The organism is Streptomyces sp. NPDC048718 (genome assembly GCF_043198875.1).
GTDB lineage: Bacteria > Actinomycetota > Actinomycetes > Streptomycetales > Streptomycetaceae > Streptomyces.
In genome coordinates, this window is record NZ_JBICVG010000020.1 from 98,936 (window position 1) to 122,026 (window position 23,091).

Genomic DNA, 23,091 nt, shown 5'->3' on the forward strand with positions numbered 1-23,091 from the left:
GCACCCACGAAAGTCCCTGAGCCCCCGGCCCCGGACTACTCCCGCTCCCCGTCCACTCCCCCGGGAAGCTCGCCGCGCGGATCCTCCCTCGGGACGCGGACGGTGACCTTCAGACCGTGCGGCGTGTGCGGAGCGTACGCGATCGTGCCCTCGCCCGCCGCGAGCAGCACCCGCGCGATGGACAGACCGAGCCCGGAACCGCTGATGTTCTGGTGCCGGCCGGAGCGCCAGAAGCGGTCGCCGACCCGCTCCAGCTCCTCCTCCGTGAGACCGGGCCCGTGGTCGGCGATCTCGATCTCGACGGTCCGGCCGTCCTGCGCGAGCCGGGTGACGACGGTGACGTCCTCGCCCTCCGGGGTGAACTTCAGCGCGTTGTCGATCACCGCGTCGAGCGCGCTGGAGAGCGCCACCGGGTCCGCCCAGGCGGCCAGGGCCGCGAGATCGGCCTCGATCCGTACGCCCTTGTCCTCGGCGACCGGACGCCAGGAAGCGACCCGTTCGGCGGTGAGCGCGCCGATGTCGGTGAGCCGCAGATCGGCGGCGGTGTGCTCGGCGAGGGCCAGGTCGAGCAGGTCGTCGAGCACCCGGGCGAGCCGCTTTCCCTCGGTGCGGACGGAAGCGATCTCCTCGTTGTCCTCGGGAAGTTCGAGCGCGAGCAGCTCGATGCGCAGCAGCAGCGCGGAGAGCGGGTTGCGCAGCTGGTGCGAGGCGTCGGCGACGAATGCCCGCTGCTGTTCGAGGACTTCCTCGACGTTGTCGGCCATCTCGTTGAAGGAGCGGGCGAGCCGCCGCAGTTCGGGCGGGCCGCCGGCGGCGGCGACCCGGGACTTCATCCGGCCGGTCGCGATGTCGTGGGTGGCGGCGTCGAGGATCCGCACCGGGCGCAGCACCCATCCGGTGAGCCGGAAGGCGGCGCCGACCGCGAGCAGCATGGCCGCGACCTCGCCGACGAAGATCAGCAGCCAGCCGTGCAGGACACGCGAACGCAGTTCGCCGGTGGGCGAGTCGGTGACGACGACGGCGACGACGTCGCCGTCCCGGACCACCGGGGAGGCGATGATCAGCCGCGCGTCGCTCTGCCAGGGCCAGACCTGCGGCGGGTCGTGGCTGCGGCGGCCGAGCAGGGCCTCGTTGAAGGCGCGCCGGCCTTCCCCGTCATAGGGGACGACCCAGTCCTCGGGCGCGGCGGCCATGGAGCGGTTGTCGCGGTAGAAGATGCCGGCCCGGATGCCGTACACGTCGTGGTAGCTGGCGAGTTCGCCGCTCAGGGTGGTGCGCCGCTCGTCGGGGCCGAAGCGGCGCTCGCTGACGAACTGGGCGAGCGCGGCGAAGCGGGCGGCGTCGTCGAGCCGGTCGACGACCACCCGCTGCTGCTCGGCGGCGGCGTTCCCGGCGGCCAGCGGGAAGCCGAGGGCGAGCAGCACACCGGCCATCAGGACGATCAGCAGGGGCAGGAGTCGGGTGCGCACGGGCGGTCCGGGTCAGGGTGGTTACGCGGCGGGCGCGACCAGGCGGTAGCCGACGCCCCGCACGGTCTCGATCAGGGCGGGCAGGCGCAGCTTCGAGCGCAGGGAGGCGACATGGACCTCCAGCGTGCGGCCGGTGCCCTCCCAGTTGGTGCGCCAGACCTCGCTGATGATCTGCTCGCGGCGGAAGACCACGCCGGGCCGCTGGGCGAGCAGCGCCAGCAGGTCGAACTCCTTGCGGGTGAGCGGGACGGTGTCGCCGCCGACGCTGACCCGGCGGGTGGGCAGCTCGACGGTGACGTTGCCAAGGCGCAGCACGCCCTCGTCGGCGCCCGTCCCGGCCTCCTCGCCGGTGGTGCTGCGCCGGCTGACGGCGTGGATCCGGGCCAGCAGTTCGCCGGTGTCGTACGGCTTGACCACGTAGTCGTCGGCGCCCAGGTTCAGGCCGTGGATCCGGGACCGTACGTCCGAGCGCGCGGTCACCATGATCACGGGGGTGCTGGTGAGCTTCCGGATCCGTCCGCAGACCTGGTAACCGTCCTGGTCGGGCAGGCCGAGGTCGAGCAGGATCACCCCGTATGAGGGGCGCTCGCCGTGCGCGGCGGGCAGCACGGCCTGGAGCGCCTCCTCGCCGTTGCGGGCGTGGGTGACGGAGAAGCCGTGCCGGGCGAGGATCGCGGAGAGCGCGGCGGCGACATGGTCGTCGTCCTCGACGAGCAGCAGTCTCATGGGCCCTCCTTCGTGCCTCGGGGTCGCTCGGGTGCACGCTCCTGGGGTGGCGTGCGGTACTGGGCGGTGACGTCGGGCATATGCCCGGCCGAATCCATGGGCAGCCCGGCATATGCCCGGCCGCCCCGCGGATGCCACGCGGCGTCCGGCGGGTGAATACTCGCGGCGCGCGATGGACATCTGTCTACCAAGGCATGAACGCCGATGGTGGCGGTCTCCGTCAAGCCTTCCCCTGTTTTTCCGTTGTTTCCGTTATGCAGCCGGTACGCCACAGCACATCCTCTTCACACAGAGTGCCCGTTTGCGACCGGATCGTTATCCTCAAACTTCGCTCAGATGTGATGACTCCGCTCCCATCTGCTCTCTAATGTCCTCCCCAACCGAGCAGGACGGAGCGATAAGCCGATGAGCAATGTGTCAGTGACCAAGGGTGCGAGGGACGCCGTGCCGACCGCGGACGAGCTGGTCGTGCTCTCCGACGTGAACAAGCACTTCGGCGCGCTGCACGTGCTCCAGGACATCGACCTGACGATTCACCGCGGCGAGGTCGTGGTGGTCATCGGTCCGTCCGGGTCCGGCAAGTCCACGCTGTGCCGCACGATCAACCGCCTGGAGACCATCGACTCCGGCAGTATCACCATCGACGGGAAGCCCCTGCCCCAGGAGGGCCGGGAGCTGGCGCGACTGCGGTCGGACGTCGGCATGGTCTTCCAGTCGTTCAACCTCTTCGCGCACAAGACCGTGCTCGAGAACGTGATGCTGGGGCAGATAAAGGTCCGCAAGACCGACAAGAAGGAAGCCGAGACCAAGGCGCGCGCGCTGCTCGACCGGGTCGGGCTCGCCGCCCACGCGGACAAGTACCCGGCGCAGCTCTCCGGTGGTCAGCAGCAGCGCGTGGCCATCGCCCGCGCGCTGGCCATGGGCCCGAAGGTCATCCTGTTCGACGAGCCGACCTCGGCCCTCGACCCGGAGATGATCAACGAGGTACTGGAGGTCATGCAGCAGCTGGCGCGCGAGGGCATGACGATGGTCGTCGTCACGCACGAGATGGGCTTCGCCCGCTCCGCCGCCAACCGCGTGGTGTTCATGGCCGACGGCCGGATCATCGAGCAGGCCTCCCCCGAGGAATTCTTCAGCAACCCGCGCAGCGACCGCGCCAAGGACTTCCTGTCGAAGATCCTGCACCACTGAGTCCCCGGCCCCGTGCCGTGCCGCCGCACCGGCGGTACGGCGACGAGCCGAACCGGCGCCGCGACGCGCCCGCGCGGCCGACGCCCCGGAGTACCGACATACCGGTGCAACGACGCACCCGGGGCATCGAAGCCCCGGCTCGCCGGCGTCACCGACACGCTCGGCGCAACCGGCGTACCGGCACTTCGGCGCCGCCTCCGGCAGCGGAAAACTCTCCGCCGCCGTACGCGACTTGCCGCACACTGACGATCGACTATCCACGACTTGAGGGATGTTCACGATGAAGCTCCGCAAGACCGCGGCCGTGGCCGTTGCCGTTCTCGCCCTCACCGCGACCGCCTGTGGCGGCAAGGAGGGCTCGGCCGGCGACAAGCCCGCCGCGAAGCCGGGCGACTCTGCCGCCCCGAAGCTCCCCACCTACACCGTCGCGAGCGGTGTCAGCCTCGACTCCGCGACCTTCAAGAAGGCCAAGGAGCGCGGCAAGCTGATCATCGGCTCCAAGGCCGACCAGCCGTACCTCGGCTTCGAGGACCAGGCGACGAAGAAGCGCTCCGGCTTCGACGTCGAGATCGCCAAGATGATCGCCGCCGAGCTCGGCTTCTCCGAGGACAAGATCGAGTGGAAGACGGTCGACTCCAAGCTCCGTGAGACCGCGATCGCCACGGGTCAGGTCGACTACTACGTCGGCACCTACACGATCAACGACAAGCGCAAGGAGCAGGTCGGCTTCGCGGGCCCGTACTACAAGGCCGGCGCCGACCTCCTGATCCGCAAGGACGAGACCGGGATCACCGGCCCGGAGAGCGTCAAGGGCAAGAAGGTCTGCTCGATCACGGGCTCGACCCCGCTCCAGGAGATCAAGAAGCCGGAGTACGGCGCGCAGACGATCGAGCTGGGCAAGTACTCCGACTGCGTCCAGCAGCTGCTCACCAAGCAGGTCGACGCCGTCACCACCGACGACTCGATCCTCAAGGGCTACGCCGCCGCCAACTCGGGCAAGCTCAAGGTCGCGGGCAAGCCGTTCACCGAGGAGCCCTACGGCATCGGCATGGCCAAGGACGACAAGGTCCTGCGCGGCAAGGTGAACGACATCCTCGAGAAGTTCGAGAAGGACGGCACCTACAAGAAGATCTACGAGGCCACCCTCGGCCTCTCCGGCTCGGCCTACACCGCGCCGCCGGCGATCAACCGCTACTGATCCGCCACCGCGTGAGCGCCCCGTAGGCCCTTGTCCGCCTCGGGGCGCCCCGCGCCCCCTCCGGCCCGCGCGCCCTCGCCCGCGGGCCCGCTGTCCGTAAGCCCGCCGCCGACCGCCGACGCGGAGTCCTCATGAATGTACTGCTCGACCATTTCGCGGAATTCCGCGACGGGTTCATAGGAACCGTCGAGATCACCGCCATCAGCTCGGTCATCGCGCTGGTCCTCGGCATCGTCGTCGCCGGCTTCCGGGTCTCCCCCGTCCCCCCGCTGCGGTTCTTCGGCACCGCCTGGGTGACGCTGCTGCGCAACACCCCGCTGACGCTGCTCTTCCTGATCTTCTTCTTCGTCGTACCGGAGATCCTCTTCCCGGGCATGAGCCCCTTCCTGCTCGGCTCGCTCGCGCTCGGCTTCTACACCTCGTCCTTCGTGTGCGAGGCCGTCCGCTCCGGTATCGGCACCGTGCCGCTCGGCCAGGCCGAGGCCGCCCGTTCGCTGGGCATGTCCTTCTCGCAGACGCTGCGGCTGATCGTGCTGCCGCAGGCCACCCGGACCGTGCTGCCCCCGCTCAGCTCGATCTTCATCGCGCTGACCAAGAACTCGGCCATCGCCGGCGCCTTCAGCGTCACCGAGCTCTTCGGCTGGCAGACGCTGATGAGCGAGCAGGGTTACGCGATCGCCCCGATCTTCGCCTGGGTCGCCGTCGCCTACCTCGTCGTCACCTTCGCCATCAGCGGACTCTTCCGGGTCTTCGAGCGCAACATGGAGGTCGCCCGATGAGCGCCAGCGTTCTCTTCGACGCGCCCGGCCCGAAGGCGAAGGTCCGCAACCGGATCTACGCCGTCGTCGGCACCCTCGTCATCCTCGCCCTGCTCGGCATCAGCATCTCCCGGCTGAGCGCCAAGGGGCACCTCGCCCCCGAGATGTGGGACATCTTCAACTACTCGGGCATCCGGCAGAACATCGCCGACGCCCTCGTAGCCACGCTGAAGGCCTTCGGCCTCGCGGCGGTCGGCTCCCTCGTCCTCGGTGTGCTGCTCGCCGTCGCCCGGCTCTCGGACCACAAGCCGGTCCGCTGGGCGGCCACCGCCTTCGTCGAGATCTTCCGCTCGCTGCCGCTGCTCATCACCATCTACGCGGTGTGGGTCGGCTTCCTCACCGACTACTCGATGTGGGCGCTCGCGCTCGGCCTGTCGATCTACAACGGCTGTGTCCAGGCCGAAGTGCTGCGGGCCGGTGTGAACTCGGTGCCGCGCGGCCAGCGCGAGGCGGCGTACGCCCTCGGCATGACGAAGACGCAGGTGATGGTCACCGTCCTGCTGCCGCAGGCGATCCGGGCCATGCTCCCGACGATCATCAGCCAGCTCGTGGTGACCCTCAAGGACACCTCGCTCGGCTTCGTCATCCTCTACCCGGAGCTGCTCCAGACCGCCCGTCTGATCGCCTCCAACACGCTGGTCAACGGCCAGTACCCGTATGTGTCGACGATCGTCGTCGTCGGCACCATCTACATCGCGCTGTGCCTCGCCCTGTCCGGCCTCGCGACCTGGATCGAGAAGCGCGGCCGCCGGGCCAAGACCGGTATCAGCGTGGCCCACGCCGGTGCCCCGGGCACCGAGGCGGAGCCCGCCGGGGCCGACACCCCGACGAGCGGCGGACCGGCCGACGGCGGCGGCATCGCGAAGATCTGACGGCATGTGACATCATCCGGGGGCAGTGGCGAGCGCCGCTGCCCCCATTCACTTGACGCGCGCATCCCCAGTGGGTTGCATACGTTCTGTGATCAAGTTCCGGGCCCGCGCCACCCTTCGCCGTGCTTCCCGCACGGCCGTACGGTCTCGGATCGTACGCCGCCCCCGCACCTCGTCGGGAGAAGCCCCGTGGAGCCGGTGATCATCGTGGGCGCGGGGCCGGTCGGCCTCGCGCTCTGTCTCGCGCTGGCCGCACAGGACGTGCCGAGCGTCGTCCTCGACGAAGGCTCCGGCACCGAGGAACCCCGTCCCGCCCGCACCGTCGTCCTGCGCGCCGACATGGCCGCGCTGGTGGAGCGGCTCGGTTGCGCCACCGTGCGTGACGAAGGGGTCCGCTGGATCGGCTGGCGCGCCATGCGGCGCGGCCGGCAGACCCGGAACGTACCGCTCGACCTCGGCCTCGGTGGCGTCATCGCCGGCGAGGAGAGCCTGCCGGGCGACGCGGCGGGCCCGGCCGCACCGCTGCACATCCCTCAGCACGCCCTCGCGCGCGGTCTGCGCGACGCCGCCGCCCGCCACGACCTCGTCACCCTCGTCCCCGGTTCCCGGGTCGACATCATCGAGCAGGACGAGCACGGGGTCAGCGCCCACACCAGGGGTCCCGACGGGACCTGGTGGCGCGGCACCCATCTGGTCGGCTGCGACGGCGCCCGCTCCATCGTGCGCAAGCTGCTCGGTGTCCGCTTCCCCGGGCGTACGGCGGTGGAACGGCACGCGGTCGCCGCGCTGCGCACCGAACTCCCATGGGCGGGCGAGGCCCTGCTGCACCGCCGGCCGCCGTGGCGGAACGCGGGCGAGGAGATCGCGGCCCGGCCGCTGCCCGACGGGCTGTGGCGGATCGACTGGCTGCTGCCGTCGCGCGGCGATCTGGTCACGCCCGACGCGCTCGTCGGCAAGATCCGCGACACCCTCGCGGGCTGGTGCGAGGGGGAGACCCCGCCGTACGAACTGATCGACACCGGCGTCTACACCGTGCACCACCGGCTGGCCCGGCGCTGGCGGGCGGACCGGATCCTGCTCGCGGGGGACGCCGCGCATCTGCTGGGCGCGGTCGGTACGCAGGGGGTCGACGAGGGGATGCGGGACGTCGACAACCTGGCCTGGAAACTCGCCCACGTCTGGCACCACCCGGACACCTCGGAGACCCTGCTCGACAGCTACCAGAGCGAGCGGCGGGCGGCCGTGGCCGGTCTGCTGCGCGCGGCCGACCAGGCGCTGCCGGTGCTGCGCGGCGGCGGAGGTCTGCGCGGCCATCTGCCGGGCGGCGGGCACCGGCACGACATCCTGCTCACCGACGGGCATCTGGGGCGTGGCCCACTGGGCGCGCTGCCCGCCTATCCGCATTCCCCGCTGGCGCCGGAACCGTCCGCGGGCCGGATCCCGGTGGACACGCCGGACGGAGCGCCGGTCGACGACGTACGGGTCTCGGCACCGGACGGAACGACCGTACGGCTGCGCGACCGGCTCGGCCGGGGGCAGCTGCTGGTGCTCCTGGTCGCACCGGGCACCGGGGTGTGGGACCGGCGGCACTGGGTGAGCGCGGGAGTGATGCCGCAGCTGGCCAAGGCCGTGAACGCGCTGCCCATGCCGGCCGAACTGCTGGTCACGGACGGCTATCCGGGCGCTCCCGCGCACGCGGTGCTCCTCGTCCGGCCCGACGGGCATCTGGCGGCCGCGTTCGCCGGGGTGCTCCCGGAGGAGCTGCACGCGGCGGCCGAAGCGGTACGGGGCGGCGACCCCGAGGCCGAGAACGCCGAGCACACCGAGCACACCGAGCACACCGACGGGGACTCCGACACGGACCCGGACGCGGCGGACGACGCGGGTGCCGGCGATGTGGCGGGTGCCAGCGAGGGCCACGGGGAGGAAGCGGAGACGGGGCGCGGAGGCAGGCGCGGAAAAATACGCCGCAAGGATCGCGCGAAGGACCGCGAGGACGTGGCGGCGGACGCCGGCTGACGTCCCGGGAGCGTGCTGCCCCGGAGCGTGCCGTTCGGGGAGCGCGCCGTCTCCCGAGCGGCCGGGCCCACGGGATCGGCTGGACCGCCCGGCCCGTGGAGGAGTCACCGAGGGCTCGTCCCGGCGGACGGGGCAGACGACAGACGGCGGGCAGGCCCTAGAAAGGCTCTTCGAGCCCCTCGGTGTCCTCGCCCTCCTCCTCCAGGGCCTGGCGTACCACCCGCAGCGCCATGCCCTCCGGGTATCCCTTGCGCGCGAGCATGCCGGCGAGTCTGCGCAGCCGCTTGTCGCGGTCGAGACCGCGGGTGGCGCGCAGCTTGCGGTCGACGAGTTCGCGGGCGCGGACCTCCTCCTGGTCGGAGTCGAGCCGCTCGACCGCCTCCTGGATCACGGTCGGATCCACGCCCTTGGTGCGCAGCTCACGGGCGAGTGCCCGGCGGGCGAGGCCCCGGCCGTGGTGCCGGGAGTCGACCCACGCGCCGGCGAACGCGGCGTCGTCGATCAGCCCCACGCCCTCGAAGCGGGACAGCACCTCCTCGGCGATCTCGTCCGGGATCTCGCGCTTGCGCAGGGCGTCGGCGAGCTGCTTGCGGGTGCGCGGGGTCCCGGTGAGCAGGCGCAGGCAGATCGCCCGCGCCCGCTCGGCCGGGTCCTGGGACGACGGCGCCTTCTCGGCCCTCGACGAGTCGGGGCTGTCGTCCGGCCATTCGGTGCGACCGGTCACCGGGTCAGCTCTTGGCCGCGGTGGCCTTGGTCGCCTTGGCGGTCTTGGCGGAGGCCGGGGCCGCCTTGCCCGCCTCGTCCGCGCCGCCGGCCGCGTCCGCGCCCGGCTCGGCCGAGGGCTCCTCGGTCCGGACGCCGACGCCCAGCTTGTCCTTGATCTTCTTCTCGATCTCGTTGGCGAGGTCGGGGTTGTCCTTGAGGAAGTTGCGGGCGTTCTCCTTGCCCTGGCCGAGCTGGTCGCCCTCGTACGTGTACCAGGCACCGGCCTTGCGGACGAAGCCGTGCTCCACGCCCATGTCGATCAGACCGCCCTCACGGCTGATGCCCTGGCCGTAGAGGATGTCGAACTCGGCCTGCTTGAACGGGGGCGCGACCTTGTTCTTGACGACCTTGCAGCGGGTGCGGTTGCCGACCGCCTCGGTGCCGTCCTTCAGGGTCTCGATGCGGCGGATGTCGATGCGCACGGAGGCGTAGAACTTCAGCGCGCGGCCACCGGTCGTGGTCTCCGGCGAGCCGAACATGACGCCGATCTTCTCGCGGAGCTGGTTGATGAAGATCGCGGTGGTCTTGGACTGGTTGAGCGCGCTGGTGATCTTCCGCAGGGCCTGGCTCATCAGACGGGCCTGGAGACCGACGTGCGAGTCGCCCATCTCGCCCTCGATCTCCGCGCGCGGGACGAGCGCGGCGACGGAGTCGATGACGATCAGGTCGAGGGCGCCGGAGCGGACCAGCATGTCGACGATCTCGAGGGCCTGCTCGCCGTTGTCGGGCTGGGACAGGATGAGGTTGTCGATGTCGACGCCCAGCTTGCGGGCGTACTCGGGGTCGAGGGCGTGCTCGGCGTCCACGAAGGCGACCTGGCCGCCGGCCTTCTGCGCGTTGGCGACGGCGTGCAGGGTCAGGGTCGTCTTACCTGAGGACTCCGGGCCGTAGACCTCGACGACACGGCCACGCGGCAGGCCGCCGACGCCGAGGGCGACGTCGAGGGCGGTCGATCCGGTCGGAATGACCTCGATCGGCTCCCTCGGGCGCTCTCCCATGCGCATGACGGCACCCTTGCCGAATTGCCGTTCAATCTGTGCGAGCGCGGCGTCGAGCGCCTTCTCGCGGTCGGTTCCTGCCATGGGTTCCACCCGGTTTGCTTGAGTCGATCGCTTCATGTGAAAGACGCTAACCCCTGCCACTGACAATGGGCCCCGACGTCTCTCCAGCCTGTGGATAACTCGGCGACAACCCCGTGATTCCAAGGCTCCGGCACCCATGAGAATAGATGTTCGATTTTTGTGTCAAGCGCACCGCGCCGGGCGCGCCGCCGCCTGGGGACGGGGTTCCCCGGGGCGGCCGGGGACTCTCGGGGGCTGCCCGGCGAAATCGGAGCCGGGCAGGCCGGAAGCGGCCTCTAGCCCTCGGATCCGGCCTCCCCGTCCGCTTCCTTCCTGGCGTGCAGCGCCTTCTGGAGGCGGGCGAGGACCGCCTCCCCCTGACCCCGGTGCCCGTGGACGCGCGGATCCTCGGTGACGTCGTACCGCTTCACGTAGGCACCGAGGAACGCCTGGAGGGTGGCGACGGCCGGGATGGCGATCAGCGCGCCGACCGCGCCGAGCAGCGCGGTGCCCGCGATGACCGAGCCGAAGGCCACGGCGGGATGGATGTCGACGGTCCTGGACGTGAGCTTCGGCTGGAGCACATAGTTCTCCACCTGCTGGTACACCACCACGAAGACCAGCACCCACACCGCGTACCAGGGGTCCACGGTGAAGGCGATCAGCATCGGCAGCGCGCCCGCCAGATAGGTGCCGATCGTCGGGATGAACTGCGACACCAGACCGACCCAGACGCCGAGCGCCGGCGCGTACGGCACGCCCAGGATCTCGAAGAGCACGAAGTGCGCGACGCCGGAGACCAGCGCCATCAGACCGCGCGAGTAGAGGTAGCCACCGGTCTTGTCGACGGCGATCTCCCAGGCCCGCAGGACCTCCTGCTGCCGGGCCGGCGGCAGGACCGAGCACAGCCCGCGGCGCAGCCGGGGCCCGTCGGCGGCGAAGTAGAAGGCGAACAGGAAGATCGTCAGGAGCTTGAACATCCCGCCGAGCAGGGTCGTGGAGACGTCCAGCACGCCCGACGCGCTGTTCTGCACGTACTTCTGCAGCCAGTCGGACCGCAGCAGGCTGTCCTGGACCTCCAGCCGGGACAGCTCGGTGTGGAAGTGCTGGTTGGTCCAGTTGATCAGCGAGTCGAGGTACTGGGGGAAGTTCTCGACCATGTCGACGATCTGGCCCGCCAGCATCGAGCCGAGCATCGCGACGAAGCCGGCGCCCGCGAGCAGGACGCCGGAGAAGACCAGGAAGGTCGCGACGCCCCGGCGCATGCCGCGGGCCGCCATCCGTCCGACGGCCGGCTCGATGGCCAGGGCCAGGAAGAAGGCGAGCAGGATGTTGAGCAGGAGGCCGATCAACTGGTGGAAGGCCCAGCTGCCGAGCTGGAAGCAGGCGTAGAGCGCGAGGGCGAGCACCAGGGCCCGGGGCAGCCAGCGGGGCATCCGGGCGCCGGCGGGCGCGTCGGCCTGGTCCGTGCCGCCGAAGCCGCCCGCACCCTCGGCAGGGGCGGGTGCGCGCTCCTGCGGAGCCGGTGCGGGCTCGGCCGGGGAGGGTGCCGGGACGGTCGCCACCGAGGTGGCGGTGGCGCCACCGCCACCTCTGCCCGTGGCTGTGCCTGCGCTCGCGGTGCCGTCGGCGCTCAGGGTCTCGGCGGGCGCCGCACTCCGCTCCGTACCGCCGTCCCGGGCGTGCTCGGCACGGCTGCCGCGACCGGCACGGCCGGCGCCGCCGCCCGCCCGGTCCGTGTCACGGTTCTCGTCATGGGTCTCGTCGTTCGCGTCAATCGGGGCCACCCGGCCAGTCTCGCGCACCTCGCGGACATTCCCCGCTGGACCCCCTCACATCACCGCTTCTCGGCGGGCACGCCGACGACCGAGCAGACCGCCCGCCACACGTCCTTGGCCTCCCAGCCCGCGTCCAGCGCCTGATGCACCGTGCGCCCGCCGAGTTCCGACATCACATGGTCCCGGGCGAAGGTCTCGGCAGAGGACGGACCGAAGTGGTCGGTCATGTGTTCCCAGAAAATCGTCAACCGCATGACCCCAGTATCCCGCCCTCAGGAGTGCAGCCGGGGCCGAAGCCCTTGTCAGACGCGCTTTCCCCCCTACGGTCTGAGCATGGCCGGAATTCCTCCAGAAACCACCGCTCCGTCCGCGTCGCCGCTCGCGCGGGCCGAGCACTTCGTCTGGCTGACCGCCCGCGTGCTGGAACAGCGCCGGTTCGCCTATCACTTCCTGCGTGGCGGCGCCGATCCCGTCGAGGCGGCCCTCACCGCGTATCTCGGCGAGGACGGCGGCTACGGGCACGCGCTCGAACCCGACCTGCGCGGGCCGGTCAGCCAGCCCCTGCACACCGCGCACGCGCTGCGGGTCCTCGACTCCATCGGCCGCTGCGGCGGGCTGCGGATCGAGCGGATCTGCCGCTATCTGACCGAGGTGTCCACCTACGACGGGGCGCTGCCCGCCGTCCGCCCCGCCCAGCGCGGATACCCGCTGGCCCCGTTCGTGCCCGTCGTCGACGACCCGCCCAGCGCGCTGCTCGCCACCGGCCCGGTAGTCGGTCTGCTGCACCGCAACCAGGTCTGGCACGCCTGGCTGTTCCGGGCCACCGAGTTCTGCTGGGCCGCCGTGGACGCGCTGGAGAAATCCCATCCGTACGAGGTCCAGGCGGCGATCGCCTTCCTTGACGGCGTCCCGGACCGGGCCCGCGCGCAGGCGGCCAGCGACCGGCTCGGGCGCATGGTCCGCGAGCAGCGGCTCGCGGTGCTCGATCCCGACCGGCCGCAGGACTACCCGCTCGCCGACGGGTACGCGCCCGGGGAGTACCACTATCCGCACGACTACGCGCGCGTACCGGACTCGACGGCCCGCCTCTGGTTCACGGACGAGGAGATGACGCGCTCCCTCGACCATCTCGCGGCGGCGCAGCAGGAGGACGGCGGCTGGCCCGTCACCTGGCGGCAGTGGGCACCGGGAACGGCCCTGGAGTCACGGCCGATCGTGACCGTGGAGGCATTGCGGACCTTGCGCGCCCACGGCCGCCGGATCGGCTGACCCCAGGGCCGGGGGCCGGAGGCTGAGGGCCGGGGGCCTGGACGGCGCGTCAGCCGCCCAGGGCCCGTACCCCCGCCGTGACCAGCACCGCCACGGCGACCACGACCAGGAACGGGGCCCGCAGCAGCAGCGCGACCGCGGCGGCCCCGAGCCCGGCGGCGCGGGCGTCGAGAACGAGGGCGCCCTGGGCGCTGAAGGTCTGCTGCGCGGTGAGGGCGGCGAGCAGGGCGACCGGGAGGAGCGAAGACAGACGCCGGACGAGGGGGCGTTCCAGGGTGTCGGCCGGGACGAGCAGGCCGAGCAGTTTGACCAGGTAGCAGCCGGCGGTGGTCAGCGCGATGGCGATCCAGACGTTCATCGGGCGCTCCCCTCGCCCCGGCGCGTCCCCCGCAGCCAGAGCACGAGCGGCGCGGCGAGCGCCGCGACGAGGACGGGCACCCCGGCCGGCAGGACCGGCAGCAGACCGAGCCCGAGGAGTACGGCGAGGGCCGCGGTGGCCCGCTCGGTGGCGGTCCTCAGCATCGGTGCGAGCAGGGCGAGGAAGACGGCGGGGCCGGCCGCGTCCAGGCCCCACGCGCCGGTGTCGCCGATGGCCTCGGCGCCGAGCGCGCCGAGCAGCGTGGTGACGTTCCACAGCACGTACAGCGTCACACCGGTGACGGTGAAGCCGAGGCGGGCGGCCTTGCGGGTGGGCTGGGCGAGGGCGACGGCCGTGGTCTCGTCGATCACCCACTGCGCGGCGAAGGGACGGACGATCCGCCGCAGCGCCAGCACCTGCGACAGACGCAGTCCGTAGAAGGCGTTACGGGTGCCGAGGAAAAACGCGCCGGCCGCGGCGGTGAACGGGTTGCCGCCCGCCGCGAGCGCGCCCACCAGCGCGAACTGCGAGGCGCCGGTGAAGACCAGCAGGCTGAGCGCGCAGGTCTGGAGCAGGCTGAGGCCGGAGCCCGCCGAGGTGACGCCGAAGGCGAAGCCCGAGAGCCCGACGGCCACCCCGACCCCGAGGGCGTCGCGGACCACGGCGGCGTCGCTCTTGGGGTCCGCGGGCGCGGGGGTGGGGGTGGGGAGGGAAGCGGTGATCGGAGCCGGATCCGGGGCGGGCCCGGTGCCGGGTATGTCCAGGGGAGCTGTCTGTTCTGCCACGTCGGCGACGGTACGGGTGAGGTCGTACGGGAGTCTTGTACGTTCTTGCGCGTCCGCGCCCCGTGACCCGCACCCGTACCCCTGCTCGCGCCCGGGCTCGTATCCCGCACCCCGCCCCGCACCCCGGTCCGGGCGCCGCGCCGGTCAGCGGCCTCTCCCCCGCTGGTACGCGCCGGGCGGCACGCCCACGCTCCGGGTGAAATGACGGTTGAGGTGCGGCTGGTCGGTGAAGCCGACGGCGAGGGCGGCCTCGGCCGGCGGCACGCCCGCGTCGAGGAGCCGCCGGGCCCGCCGGACCCGCGCGTCGGTCAGCCAGGTGTGCGGCGGCATCCCGTACGCGGCCCGAAAGGCCCGCAGCAGCGCGAAGGGGCTGGTGCCGAGGTCGGTGGCGAGCCGCTCCAGGGTCGGCGGATCGGCCATCCGTTCCTCCAGCACCGCACGCGCGCGTGCCGCGTCCCGCGCCCCCGCCGCGCGCGAGGGCAGCGGCGTGACCCGGCCCCCGTGACTGCGCAGCACCCGCGCGGTGACCAGGCGCAGCAGGCTGTCGGCGGCCAGCGCGTTGCCCTCCTCGGCGGCCCGGTGCACGGCGACGACGAGCCGCGCAGCGTACGGGTCGTCCACGACGGGCTGGATGAACCCGGCGTCGCCGCGCAGCGCGAGCGTGTCGTCCGCGATGGAACGGATCAGTCCGGGGTCGGGATAGATCGTGCGATAGGTCCAGCCCTCGGGCACGCCCGCGTGCCCGGTGTGCGGGGTGTCCGGGTTGACCAGGGCGATCTGGCCGGGTCCCGCGTGGACGAGGTCGCTGCCGTAGTGGAACGACTCGACGCCCTCGGTGATGGCGGCGAGGACGAAACTCTCGTGGGTGTGGCGGGAGAACGACTTCCGTACGTAGTGGGCGTGCAGCAGGTCGACCCCGGGCAGGGCGGCGGGCCGCCAGTAGCGGGCCCGCTCGCCGGTGTCCCGCCGCCGCGCGGACTCCTCCGGCCGTCCCTGATCGTCTGCCGACCACCTCTGATCGTGTCCTGGCTGTTCCTGATCGCTCCCCGGCCGTCCCGGATCGGCGGGCGCGCCACTGCGGTCGCCCTCGGTGACGGCGTGCCCGCGCGGCACCCCCGTCCGACGGCCGGGGAGCGCCGCATCGGAGTCCGCCCGTTCCCGACCCGCCCGTCCCCAGCCGGCCCGGACCGAATCCGGTTCGCCCGGACCCACGCCCTCCGGCCCGACGGCCGGCCCCACGCCCTGCGGACCCGTGGTCTTCCGACCCGCCGTCTCCGGACCCGGGCCCTTCGGCCCCTGGCCGCCCGGGCCCGTACCGTCCAGGCTGGGACCGCCCCGGCTCGGACGGCCGGGGCCCAAAACGTCCGGGGTCCGGCCTGCCGGCCCCGGTCCGTCCGCGTCCCTGCTCGCCATGCCCTCATTCTCGCCCGGCCGGCCCCACCACGACCCGCCGCCGGGCGGGTTTCCCCAGGTCCGGGCGGTTGTCAGTGGCGGGGTGCACGATGGGGGGCATGGCCGGTTCCGCGCTCGACACGTTCTCCCCCGCGACCCGAAGCTGGTTCACCGGGGCCTTCTCCGCGCCCACCGCCGCGCAGGAAGGTGCCTGGCGGGCCATCGGGGCGGGCTCGGACGTGCTCGTCGTGGCGCCGACGGGTTCCGGCAAGACGCTGGCCGCGTTCCTCGCCTCGCTCGACCGGCTGGCGGCCACTCCCCCGCCCGCCGACGCCAAGAAGCGCTGCCGGGTGCTGTACGTGTCGCCGCTGAAGGCGCTCGCCGTGGACGTCGAGCGCAATCTGCGCTCGCCACTGACCGGCATCCGTCAGGAGTCGGTCCGGCTCGGGCTGCCCGAGCCGGACATCAGGGTCGGCATCCGCTCCGGCGACACGCCCCCCGCCGAGCGGCGGACGCTCGCGACCCGGCCGCCGGACATCCTCATCACCACCCCCGAGTCGCTGTTCCTGATGCTGACCTCGGCCACGCGCGACGCCCTCGCGGGCGTGGAGACGGTCATCCTCGACGAGGTGCACGCGGTCGCCGGGACCAAGCGCGGCGCGCATCTGGCGCTGTCCCTGGAGCGGCTCGACGAGCTGCTGCCCCGCCCCGCCCGCCGGATCGGTCTGTCGGCGACGGTGCGGCCGGTGGAGGAAGTGGCGCGGTATCTCTCGCCGATGCGGAAGGTGGAGATCGTCCAGCCGCCGTCGGCCAAGGAATTCGACCTGTCGGTGGTCGTGCCGGTCCAGGACATGGGCGAGCTGGGCGGCTCACCGTCGGCCGACGCCTCCGGCGGACCGGAGGGCGGCGGGGACAAGCCGTCGATCTGGCCGCATGTGGAGGAGCGCATCGCCGATCTGGTGCAGGCGCACCGCTCGACGATCGTCTTCGCCAACTCGCGCCGGCTCGCCGAGCGCCTGTGCAACCGGCTCAACGAGATCGGGTACGAACGGGCCACCGGCGAGGCCCTGCCCGAGGGCGGCCCGCCCGCCGAGGTCATGGGCCAGTCCGGCGCGGCTCTGGGCGCGCCGCCGCTGCTCGCCCGGGCGCATCACGGCTCGGTCTCCAAGGAACAGCGCGCCCAGGTCGAGGAGGACCTGAAGGCGGGCCGGCTGCCGGCCGTGGTGGCCACGTCCAGCCTGGAACTGGGCATCGACATGGGCGCGGTGGACCTGGTCGTCCAGGTCGAGGCACCGCCGTCGGTGGCCTCCGGGCTCCAGCGGGTGGGCCGCGCGGGGCACCAGGTCGGCGCGGTGTCCACCGGGGTGGTCTTCCCCAAGTACCGGGGCGATCTGGTGCAGTCGGCGGTGGTGACCGAGCGGATGCGCACGGGCTCCATCGAGTCGCTGCGCGTCCCGGCGAATCCACTGGACGTACTGGCCCAGCAGCTGGTGGCGATGGTCGCGCTGGACACCCGGCCGGTGGACGAACTGCTGGCCACGGTGCGGCGGGCGGCGCCGTTCGCGGCACTGCCGGAGTCGGCGTTCACGGCGGTCCTGGACATGCTGGCGGGCCGTTATCCGTCGGACGCGTTCGCCGAACTGCGCCCCCGCGTGGTGTGGGACCGGGTGGCGGGGACGGTGACGGGCCGGCCCGGGGCGCAGCGGCTCGCGGTCACCTCCGGGGGCACGATCCCCGACCGCGGCCTGTTCGGGGTGTTCCTGGCCGGTTCGGACCCGAAGAAGGGCGGGGGCCGGGTCGGCGAGCTGGACGAGGAGATGGTCTACGAGTCGCGGGTCGGCGACGTCTTCACCCTCGGCACCACCTCTTGGCGCATCGAGGACATCACCCGCGACCGGGTCCTGGTCACGCCCGCCCCGGGCGTACCGGGACGGCTGCCGTTCTGGAAGGGCGACCAGCTGGGCCGGCCGCTCGAACTGGGCCGTGCGGTCGGCGCGTTCCTGCGCGAGGTCGGGGCGCTCGCGCCCGAGGACGCCCGGCTGCGGCTGCTGGCCGCCGGGCTCGACGCGTGGGCCGCGGACAATGTGATCGCGTATCTCGCCGAGCAGCGCGAGGCCTGTGGGCATGTGCCGGACGACCGGACGATCCTGGTGGAGCGGTTCCGCGACGAGCTGGGCGACTGGCGGGTCGTCGTCCACTCCCCCTTCGGGGCGCAGGTGCACGCGCCGTGGGCGCTGGCCCTCGGCGCCCGGCTGGCCGAGCGGTACGGGCTCGACGCGCAGGTGATGCACGCCGACGACGGGATCGTGCTGCGGCTGCCCGACGCGGATCTGATGGGCCTCGACCTGCTCGACGGCACCTCGGGCGACGCCGTGGACCCGGCCCGGCTCGCCGAGACGGCGTACGACAGCGAACAGGCGCCGGTCGGGGCGGCCGACGCCGTCTTCGACCAGGGCGAGATCGAGCGGATCGTCACCGACCAGGTCGGCGGCTCAGCCCTGTTCGCGTCCCGGTTCCGGGAGTGCGCGGCGCGCGCCCTGCTGCTGCCCCGGCGCAGCCCCGGCCGCCGCACCCCGCTCTGGCAGCAGCGGCAGCGAGCGGCGCAACTGCTCCAGGTAGCGAGCGAGTTCGGCTCCTTCCCCATCGTCCTGGAGGCGGTCCGCGAGTGTCTCCAGGACGTCTTCGACGTCCCCGGGCTGCGCGAGCTGATGGGCGACATCGAGTCCCGCCGGGTCCGCCTGGTGGAGGTCACCACCCCCGAGCCGTCGCCGTTCGCCCGCTCCCTGCTGTTCGGGTACGTCGCGCAGTTCCTGTACGAGGGCGACTCGCCGCTCGCCGAGCGGCGGGCGGCGGCGCTCTCCCTGGACTCCCGGCTGCTCGCCGAACTCCTCGGCCAGGCCGAGCTGCGCGAGCTGCTGGACCCGGAGGTGCTGACCGAACTGGAGCGGGAGCTCCAGTGGCTGACGGAGGACCGGCGGATCAAGGACGTCGAGGGCGTCGCGGATCTGCTGCGGGTCCTCGGGCCGCTGACGGACGCGGAACTGACCGAGCGGGGCGCCGAAGCCGGCTGGGCGAAGGAGCTGGGACAAGCCCGGCGGGCGATCCGGGTGCGGATCGCGGGCGCGGAACACTGGGCCGCGATCGAGGACGCGGGCCGGCTGCGCGACGCGCTGGGCACGGCGCTGCCGGTGGGCGTACCCGAGGCGTTCACCGAGCCGGTGAAGGACCCGCTGGCCGATCTGCTCACCCGCTACGCCCGGACCCACGGGCCGTTCACGTCCTCGCAGGCCGCCGCCCGGTTCGGGCTCGGCCCGGCGGTCACCGACGGCGCACTCCAGCGGCTGGCCGCCGGGGGCCGGGTGGTGGCAGGCGAGTTCCGCCCGCAGGGCGCCGAGGCCCCGTCCGAGGAAGCGCTGCGGACCGCCGTATCGGAACTGGGCACCGGTCAGGAGTGGTGCGACGCCACCGTGCTGCGCCGGCTGCGCCGCCGGTCCCTCGCGGCGCTGCGCCAGGAACTGGAACCGGTCCCGCCCGCCGCGCTCGCGACCTTCCTGCCGCAGTGGCAACACCTGGGGAGCAGCGGTCTGCGCGGGATCGACGGGCTGGCCCGCGCGATCGAACAGCTCCAGGGCGCGCCGGTGCCCGCCTCCGCCCTGGAGAAGCTGATCCTGCCGTCCCGGGTCCGCGACTACACCCCGGGGCTGCTCGACGAACTGACCACCACCGGCGAGGTGGTGTGGGCGGGCGCGGGCGCGCTGCCCGGCAAGGACGGCTGGGTCGCGCTCTACCTCGCCGACGCGGCGCCGCTGCTCCTGCCGCCGCCGCACCCGCTGGAGCTGTCGGGGCTGCACGAGTCGGTGCTGGCGACCCTGTCCGGCGGATACGGGCTGTTCTTCCGTCAGATCGCCGACCGGATAAGGGCCACCACCCACCCGGACACGACGGATCCGCAGCTCGCCGACGCGCTATGGGACCTGGCCTGGTCGGGACGGCTCACCAACGACACGCTCGCCCCGCTGCGTTCACTCCTCGGCTCGGGCCGCACCGCCGGCTCCACCGCGCACCGGGCCCGGCGCACGGTGCCGCGCGGCCGGTACGGGACGCTGAGCGCCGCGGCCCGCCCGGTCTCCCGCGGCGGCCCGCCGACGGTGAGCGGCCGCTGGTCGCTGCTCCCGCCGCCCGAACCTGAGCCGACCCACCGCGCGCACGCCCTGGCCCGTACGCTGCTCGACCGGCACGGTGTGGTGACCCGGGGCGCGGTGGCCGCCGAGGGCGTCGAGGGCGGTTTCGCGGCGACGTACCGGATCCTGTCGGCGTTCGAGGACAGCGGACAGGCCCGGCGCGGCTATGTGGTGGAGGGGCTGGGCGCGGCCCAGTTCGCGATGGAGGGCGCGGTGGACCGGCTGCGCGCGGCGGCGACCGCCCGCGACCGGGGCGCCGAGGAAGGCACCGGGCCGAGGGCCGTGGTCCTCGCGGCGGCCGATCCGGCGAACGCGTACGGGGCGGCCCTGTCCTGGCCGGAGCCGCCCGCCGGAGCCGGGCACAAGCCGGGCCGCAAGGCGGGCGCGCTGGTGGTCCTGGTCGACGGGGAGCTGACCCTCTATGTGGAGCGCGGCGGCAAGTCGGTGCTCTCCTGGGCGGACGGCCCCGACGCGCCGGCCCTGCGCGCGGCGGCCGAGGCGCTGGCGGCCTCGGCCAAGGCCGGCTCGCTCGGTACGGTCACGGTGCAGCGGATCAACGGGGAGGCCGCGCTCACCTCGCCGCTCGCCCGCCCGCTGGAGACGGCCGGTTTCCACGCCACGCCCCGGGGCCTGCGGCTGCGGGCATGATGATCCCATGCCCGAAGGAGACACCGTCTGGTACGCGGCCCACCGGCTCGACGCGGCGCTCGCGGGCCGGGTCCTCACCCACGCGGACCTGCGGGTGCCGCGTTTCGCGACCGCCGATCTCACCGGCCGCCGGGTTCTCGGTGTCGTGCCGCGCGGCAAGCATCTGCTGGCGCGGATCGAGGGCGGGCTGACGCTCCACTCGCATCTGCGGATGGACGGGGCCTGGCGGGTGTACGCGGCGGGGGAGCGCCCTCGGGGCGGCCCGGCCCACCAGATCCGGGCGGTGCTCGGGAACACGGAGTTCACGGCGTACGGCTACCGGCTGCCGGTTCTGGAGCTGATCCGTACGGCCGAGGAGAACAAGGTGGTCGGGCATCTCGGGCCGGATCTGCTCGGCCCGGACTGGGATCCGGCGGAGGCCGTGCGCCGGCTGACCGCCGATCCCGCGCGCCCGCTCGGGGAGGCGCTGCTCGACCAGCGGAACCTGGCGGGCATCGGCAATGTCTACAAGTCGGAACTGGCGTTCCTCGCCGCCGTCGCGCCCTGGCTCCCGGTCGGCGAGCTCGGCCCCGGGGTGCCGGACCGGCTGGTGGCCACCGCGCACCGGCTGCTGGAGGCCAACAAGGACCGACCGGGCCGCCGGACGACCACCACCCGCCGTACGGGTGAACGGCTGTATGTGTACGGCCGTGAGGGCCGGCCCTGCCCGCGCTGCGGCGCCCCGGTGCGCAAGGCCGAGTCGGGGGACCGGGTGACGTACTGGTGCCCCGCCTGCCAGCGGGGCGCGCAGGAACCGCGTACCCGGACCGGATCCGGGAAGCCATGACTCAGGAGCCGTCCCTCACGGGCACCTCGGACGCCCCGGGCCTCTTCGAACCGTCGTCCAAAACCCCCGGCGACGGCGCCCCCATGCCCTCATCCGGCACACCGACCCCGCCGGCTCCGGCCACTCCACCGCCCCGCGCCGCCCAGGCCCCCACGACCCCGCGTCGTCCGGAGGAGGCGGCCACGTGCACCGGCAACAGGCTCAGCCCCCAGCCTCCCGCGGCCACCACCCCCTCGACCGGCCCGGTCTCCCCCGGCACCAGCAGCAGACGCAGCGCCGCCCACCACCAGAGCCCTCCGGCCACCAGTCCGGCCGCGACCAGCATGAGCGTCACCAGCGGAACCCGTCGCCGCACCATGGCCGCCTCCTCCGGTCGACGCTAGCCCCGCGGGATCACCCGGCGGGAGGGCGCACAGGAGGCAGGCCCGGCGCACGCACCGCGTATCGCCGGCCCCGCCGTTCCCGGCACCGCGCCGGACGTCACCCTGGCCACCGCCTCGCGCGCCCTCACCCTCAGGCGCTCTCCGCCTGGTACATCCAGTGGTGCTTCTCGAGGTCCGCGGTGAGCGCGATGAGGATGTCCTGGCTCACCGGGTCCGGGTCGCCGGTCACGTCGATCCGCTCCCGCATCCGCGCGACGACCGCGCCCAGCGCGTCCACCAGGATCCGTACCGCGTCCACGTCCTTGATCCAGCCCTCGGGAACATGGCCGATCGCGCTGCCGGACGCGACGGTCGCCGCGCGCCCGTCCGGGTTCGCCCCGATCGCCGTGGCACGCTCGGCCACGATGTCCGAGTGCGTCCGGGCGGTGGCGACCACCTCGTCGAGCTGGAGGTGGACGGAGCTGAACCGGGGGCCGACCACGTTCCAGTGAACCTGCTTGGCCACCAGCGACAGATCGACCAGGTCGACCAGCGCGCCCTGCAGTGCGCCGCCGACCGTCTTGAGATTGGCCGCGGACAGGGGGCTCTTCACGACGGACATCAGAGTTCTCCATTCGGTCGCGTGTCGCTTGGCGTCGGCGTGTGGAGCGGCATTGGGCACAGAACTCGTCGCCCCATGCCGTCTGCCGCATACCCACCCACCATGGCACGCCTCACCCGAATCCGGCATCTCAAACCAAATCCACCCACGGTCGTGAAGTACCGCGCGGACAAAGGCGGCAGGCATGGAGGCAGGCGCGACGGCGGACACCCGGCGAGCACCCGCCGAGCGCCCGGCGGGCACAGGAAGAAGCCCCGACCGGCACCCTCGTGAGGGCACCGTCCGGGGCTTCGGACCGATCCTGTGGTGTCAGGCGGCGACGACGTCGACAGCCTTCGCGGGCGCCTTGATGGTCACCCGCTCGGTGGGCACACCGCCCACCGACGTCACCGACACCGAATTGAGCATGGGTCGCACCGGCGCCGGCACCGGTTCGCTCGCGGCGGCCGACGCGGCCAGTTCGGCCAGCGACAGCTCGTCGCTCACTTCGCGCATCAGCTCGGACATCCGTACGTCCAGCGCGTCGCAGATCGCGGAGAGCAGCTCGGAGGAAGCCTCCTTCTGCCCCCGCTCCACCTCGGAGAGATAGCCGAGTGAAACTCGGGCGGACGAGGAGACTTCGCGCAGAGTACGGCCCTGGCGCTGGCGCTGCCGACGCAGCACGTCACCCAGCAGGCGACGGAGCAGAATCATCGGTGGCTCCCTCCTCGGACCGCGTAGCCGCATCCTTCACGCCCCACCGTACCGCCTC

At 72.8% G+C, this 23,091-nt stretch carries 19 protein-coding genes and 1 pseudogene; 8 read left to right on the plus strand and 12 right to left on the minus strand.

Going from position 1 to position 23,091, the window contains the following annotated elements:
- Window positions 1-35: 35 nt before the first annotated feature.
- Window positions 36-1,469, minus strand: a complete 1,434-nt coding sequence (locus tag ACGFRB_RS29965) for a HAMP domain-containing sensor histidine kinase (RefSeq protein ID WP_363012211.1) — start codon at window positions 1,467-1,469, stop codon at window positions 36-38.
- Window positions 1,470-1,490: 21 nt separating this feature from the next.
- Entirely contained in the window at window positions 1,491-2,195 is a 705-nt protein-coding gene (locus tag ACGFRB_RS29970; protein WP_363012212.1) for a response regulator transcription factor, read from the minus strand.
- 405 nt (window positions 2,196-2,600) lie between these two features.
- Here ACGFRB_RS29970 and ACGFRB_RS29975 point away from each other — a divergent pair, with 405 nt between their 5' ends.
- From ACGFRB_RS29975 to ACGFRB_RS29995, 5 genes are all read left to right on the plus strand, one after another.
- Entirely contained in the window at window positions 2,601-3,386 is a 786-nt protein-coding gene (locus ACGFRB_RS29975) for an amino acid ABC transporter ATP-binding protein (protein WP_363012213.1), read from the plus strand.
- A gap of 280 nt (window positions 3,387-3,666) precedes the next feature.
- Window positions 3,667-4,584, plus strand: a complete 918-nt coding sequence (locus ACGFRB_RS29980; protein WP_363012214.1) for a glutamate ABC transporter substrate-binding protein — start codon at window positions 3,667-3,669, stop codon at window positions 4,582-4,584.
- Between the two features lie 131 nt (window positions 4,585-4,715).
- The gene (locus ACGFRB_RS29985; RefSeq protein WP_393247502.1) at window positions 4,716-5,363 is read left to right on the plus strand and encodes an amino acid ABC transporter permease; all 648 of its coding nucleotides are present in this window, start codon (window positions 4,716-4,718) and stop codon (window positions 5,361-5,363) included.
- Window positions 5,360-6,274: an amino acid ABC transporter permease gene (locus tag ACGFRB_RS29990; protein ID WP_393247504.1), complete on the plus strand. Its 915-nt coding sequence runs from the start codon at window positions 5,360-5,362 to the stop codon at window positions 6,272-6,274. The genes ACGFRB_RS29985 and ACGFRB_RS29990 overlap by 4 nt, the downstream gene beginning before the upstream one ends.
- A 189-nt stretch (window positions 6,275-6,463) precedes the next feature.
- Entirely contained in the window at window positions 6,464-8,293 is a 1,830-nt protein-coding gene (locus ACGFRB_RS29995; protein WP_393247506.1) for an FAD-dependent monooxygenase, read from the plus strand.
- Window positions 8,294-8,450: 157 nt separating this feature from the next.
- On the opposite strand, the gene recX is transcribed toward ACGFRB_RS29995, so the two are convergent.
- The 4 genes and pseudogenes from recX to ACGFRB_RS30015 form a co-directional block, all read right to left on the minus strand.
- Window positions 8,451-9,278: a recombination regulator RecX gene (gene recX / locus ACGFRB_RS30000; RefSeq protein ID WP_393247508.1), complete on the minus strand. Its 828-nt coding sequence runs from the start codon at window positions 9,276-9,278 to the stop codon at window positions 8,451-8,453.
- Window positions 9,217-10,278: pseudogene (gene recA, locus ACGFRB_RS30005) on the minus strand (recombinase RecA); the annotation flags it as partial. The gene recX and the pseudogene recA, both read right to left, overlap by 62 nt.
- A 137-nt stretch (window positions 10,279-10,415) precedes the next feature.
- Window positions 10,416-11,906, minus strand: a complete 1,491-nt coding sequence (locus tag ACGFRB_RS30010; RefSeq protein WP_393247510.1) for an AI-2E family transporter — start codon at window positions 11,904-11,906, stop codon at window positions 10,416-10,418.
- 50 nt (window positions 11,907-11,956) lie between these two features.
- Entirely contained in the window at window positions 11,957-12,151 is a 195-nt protein-coding gene (locus ACGFRB_RS30015; RefSeq protein ID WP_363012219.1) for a DUF3046 domain-containing protein, read from the minus strand.
- Window positions 12,152-12,230: 79 nt separating this feature from the next.
- On the opposite strand from ACGFRB_RS30015, the gene ACGFRB_RS30020 reads away from it, so the two are divergent.
- Window positions 12,231-13,166: a hypothetical protein gene (locus tag ACGFRB_RS30020; RefSeq protein WP_363012220.1), complete on the plus strand. Its 936-nt coding sequence runs from the start codon at window positions 12,231-12,233 to the stop codon at window positions 13,164-13,166.
- A 49-nt stretch (window positions 13,167-13,215) separates the two neighbouring features.
- On the opposite strand, the gene ACGFRB_RS30025 is transcribed toward ACGFRB_RS30020, so the two are convergent.
- From ACGFRB_RS30025 to ACGFRB_RS30035, 3 genes are all read right to left on the minus strand, one after another.
- A complete protein-coding gene (locus ACGFRB_RS30025) occupies window positions 13,216-13,524 on the minus strand; it encodes an AzlD domain-containing protein (RefSeq protein ID WP_363012221.1) in 309 nt (102 codons plus the stop codon).
- Window positions 13,521-14,309, minus strand: coding sequence for an AzlC family ABC transporter permease (locus ACGFRB_RS30030; protein ID WP_393247512.1), 789 nt, complete (start codon window positions 14,307-14,309; stop codon window positions 13,521-13,523). Before ACGFRB_RS30030 ends, ACGFRB_RS30025 begins: the two co-directional genes overlap by 4 nt.
- Before the next feature lie 144 nt (window positions 14,310-14,453).
- On the minus strand, window positions 14,454-15,233 hold the full coding sequence (locus ACGFRB_RS30035; protein WP_393247541.1) for an AraC family ligand binding domain-containing protein: 780 nt from the start codon (window positions 15,231-15,233) through the stop codon (window positions 14,454-14,456).
- A 587-nt stretch (window positions 15,234-15,820) separates the two neighbouring features.
- Between ACGFRB_RS30035 and ACGFRB_RS30040 the strand changes: the two genes are divergently transcribed.
- Window positions 15,821-20,530 carry an ATP-dependent helicase gene (locus tag ACGFRB_RS30040; protein WP_393247514.1) on the plus strand — a complete coding sequence of 1,570 codons (4,710 nt, stop codon included), beginning with the start codon at window positions 15,821-15,823 and terminating at the stop codon, window positions 20,528-20,530.
- 7 nt (window positions 20,531-20,537) lie between these two features.
- Complete coding sequence (locus ACGFRB_RS30045) at window positions 20,538-21,356, plus strand: DNA-formamidopyrimidine glycosylase family protein (protein ID WP_363012224.1); 819 nt, start codon at window positions 20,538-20,540, stop codon at window positions 21,354-21,356.
- Between the two features lies 1 nt (window position 21,357).
- On the opposite strand, the gene ACGFRB_RS30050 is transcribed toward ACGFRB_RS30045, so the two are convergent.
- From ACGFRB_RS30050 to ACGFRB_RS30060, 3 genes are all read right to left on the minus strand, one after another.
- Window positions 21,358-21,714, minus strand: a complete 357-nt coding sequence (locus ACGFRB_RS30050; RefSeq protein WP_393247516.1) for a hypothetical protein — start codon at window positions 21,712-21,714, stop codon at window positions 21,358-21,360.
- A 155-nt stretch (window positions 21,715-21,869) separates the two neighbouring features.
- Window positions 21,870-22,340 (minus strand): DNA starvation/stationary phase protection protein, encoded by a 471-nt coding sequence (locus ACGFRB_RS30055; protein ID WP_363012226.1) that lies wholly within the window; start codon window positions 22,338-22,340, stop codon window positions 21,870-21,872.
- Window positions 22,341-22,649: 309 nt separating this feature from the next.
- Window positions 22,650-23,033 (minus strand): helix-turn-helix domain-containing protein, encoded by a 384-nt coding sequence (locus ACGFRB_RS30060; RefSeq protein ID WP_359877594.1) that lies wholly within the window; start codon window positions 23,031-23,033, stop codon window positions 22,650-22,652.
- Window positions 23,034-23,091 lie beyond the last annotated feature (58 nt).

Coding starts and splice junctions, on each gene's coding strand:
- ACGFRB_RS29970 (WP_363012212.1), bottom strand. CDS start 2,195: ATGAGACTGCTGCTCGTCGAGGACGACGACCATGTCGCCGCCGCGCTC.
- ACGFRB_RS29975 (WP_363012213.1), top strand. CDS start 2,601: ATGAGCAATGTGTCAGTGACCAAGGGTGCGAGGGACGCCGTGCCGACC.
- ACGFRB_RS29980 (WP_363012214.1), top strand. CDS start 3,667: ATGAAGCTCCGCAAGACCGCGGCCGTGGCCGTTGCCGTTCTCGCCCTC.
- ACGFRB_RS29985 (WP_393247502.1), top strand. CDS start 4,716: ATGAATGTACTGCTCGACCATTTCGCGGAATTCCGCGACGGGTTCATA.
- ACGFRB_RS29990 (WP_393247504.1), top strand. CDS start 5,360: ATGAGCGCCAGCGTTCTCTTCGACGCGCCCGGCCCGAAGGCGAAGGTC.
- ACGFRB_RS30015 (WP_363012219.1), bottom strand. CDS start 12,151: ATGCGGTTGACGATTTTCTGGGAACACATGACCGACCACTTCGGTCCG.
- ACGFRB_RS30020 (WP_363012220.1), top strand. CDS start 12,231: ATGGCCGGAATTCCTCCAGAAACCACCGCTCCGTCCGCGTCGCCGCTC.
- ACGFRB_RS30025 (WP_363012221.1), bottom strand. CDS start 13,524: ATGAACGTCTGGATCGCCATCGCGCTGACCACCGCCGGCTGCTACCTG.
- ACGFRB_RS30040 (WP_393247514.1), top strand. CDS start 15,821: ATGGCCGGTTCCGCGCTCGACACGTTCTCCCCCGCGACCCGAAGCTGG.
- ACGFRB_RS30045 (WP_363012224.1), top strand. CDS start 20,538: ATGCCCGAAGGAGACACCGTCTGGTACGCGGCCCACCGGCTCGACGCG.
- ACGFRB_RS30050 (WP_393247516.1), bottom strand. CDS start 21,714: ATGGTGCGGCGACGGGTTCCGCTGGTGACGCTCATGCTGGTCGCGGCC.
- ACGFRB_RS30055 (WP_363012226.1), bottom strand. CDS start 22,340: ATGTCCGTCGTGAAGAGCCCCCTGTCCGCGGCCAATCTCAAGACGGTC.
- ACGFRB_RS30060 (WP_359877594.1), bottom strand. CDS start 23,033: ATGATTCTGCTCCGTCGCCTGCTGGGTGACGTGCTGCGTCGGCAGCGC.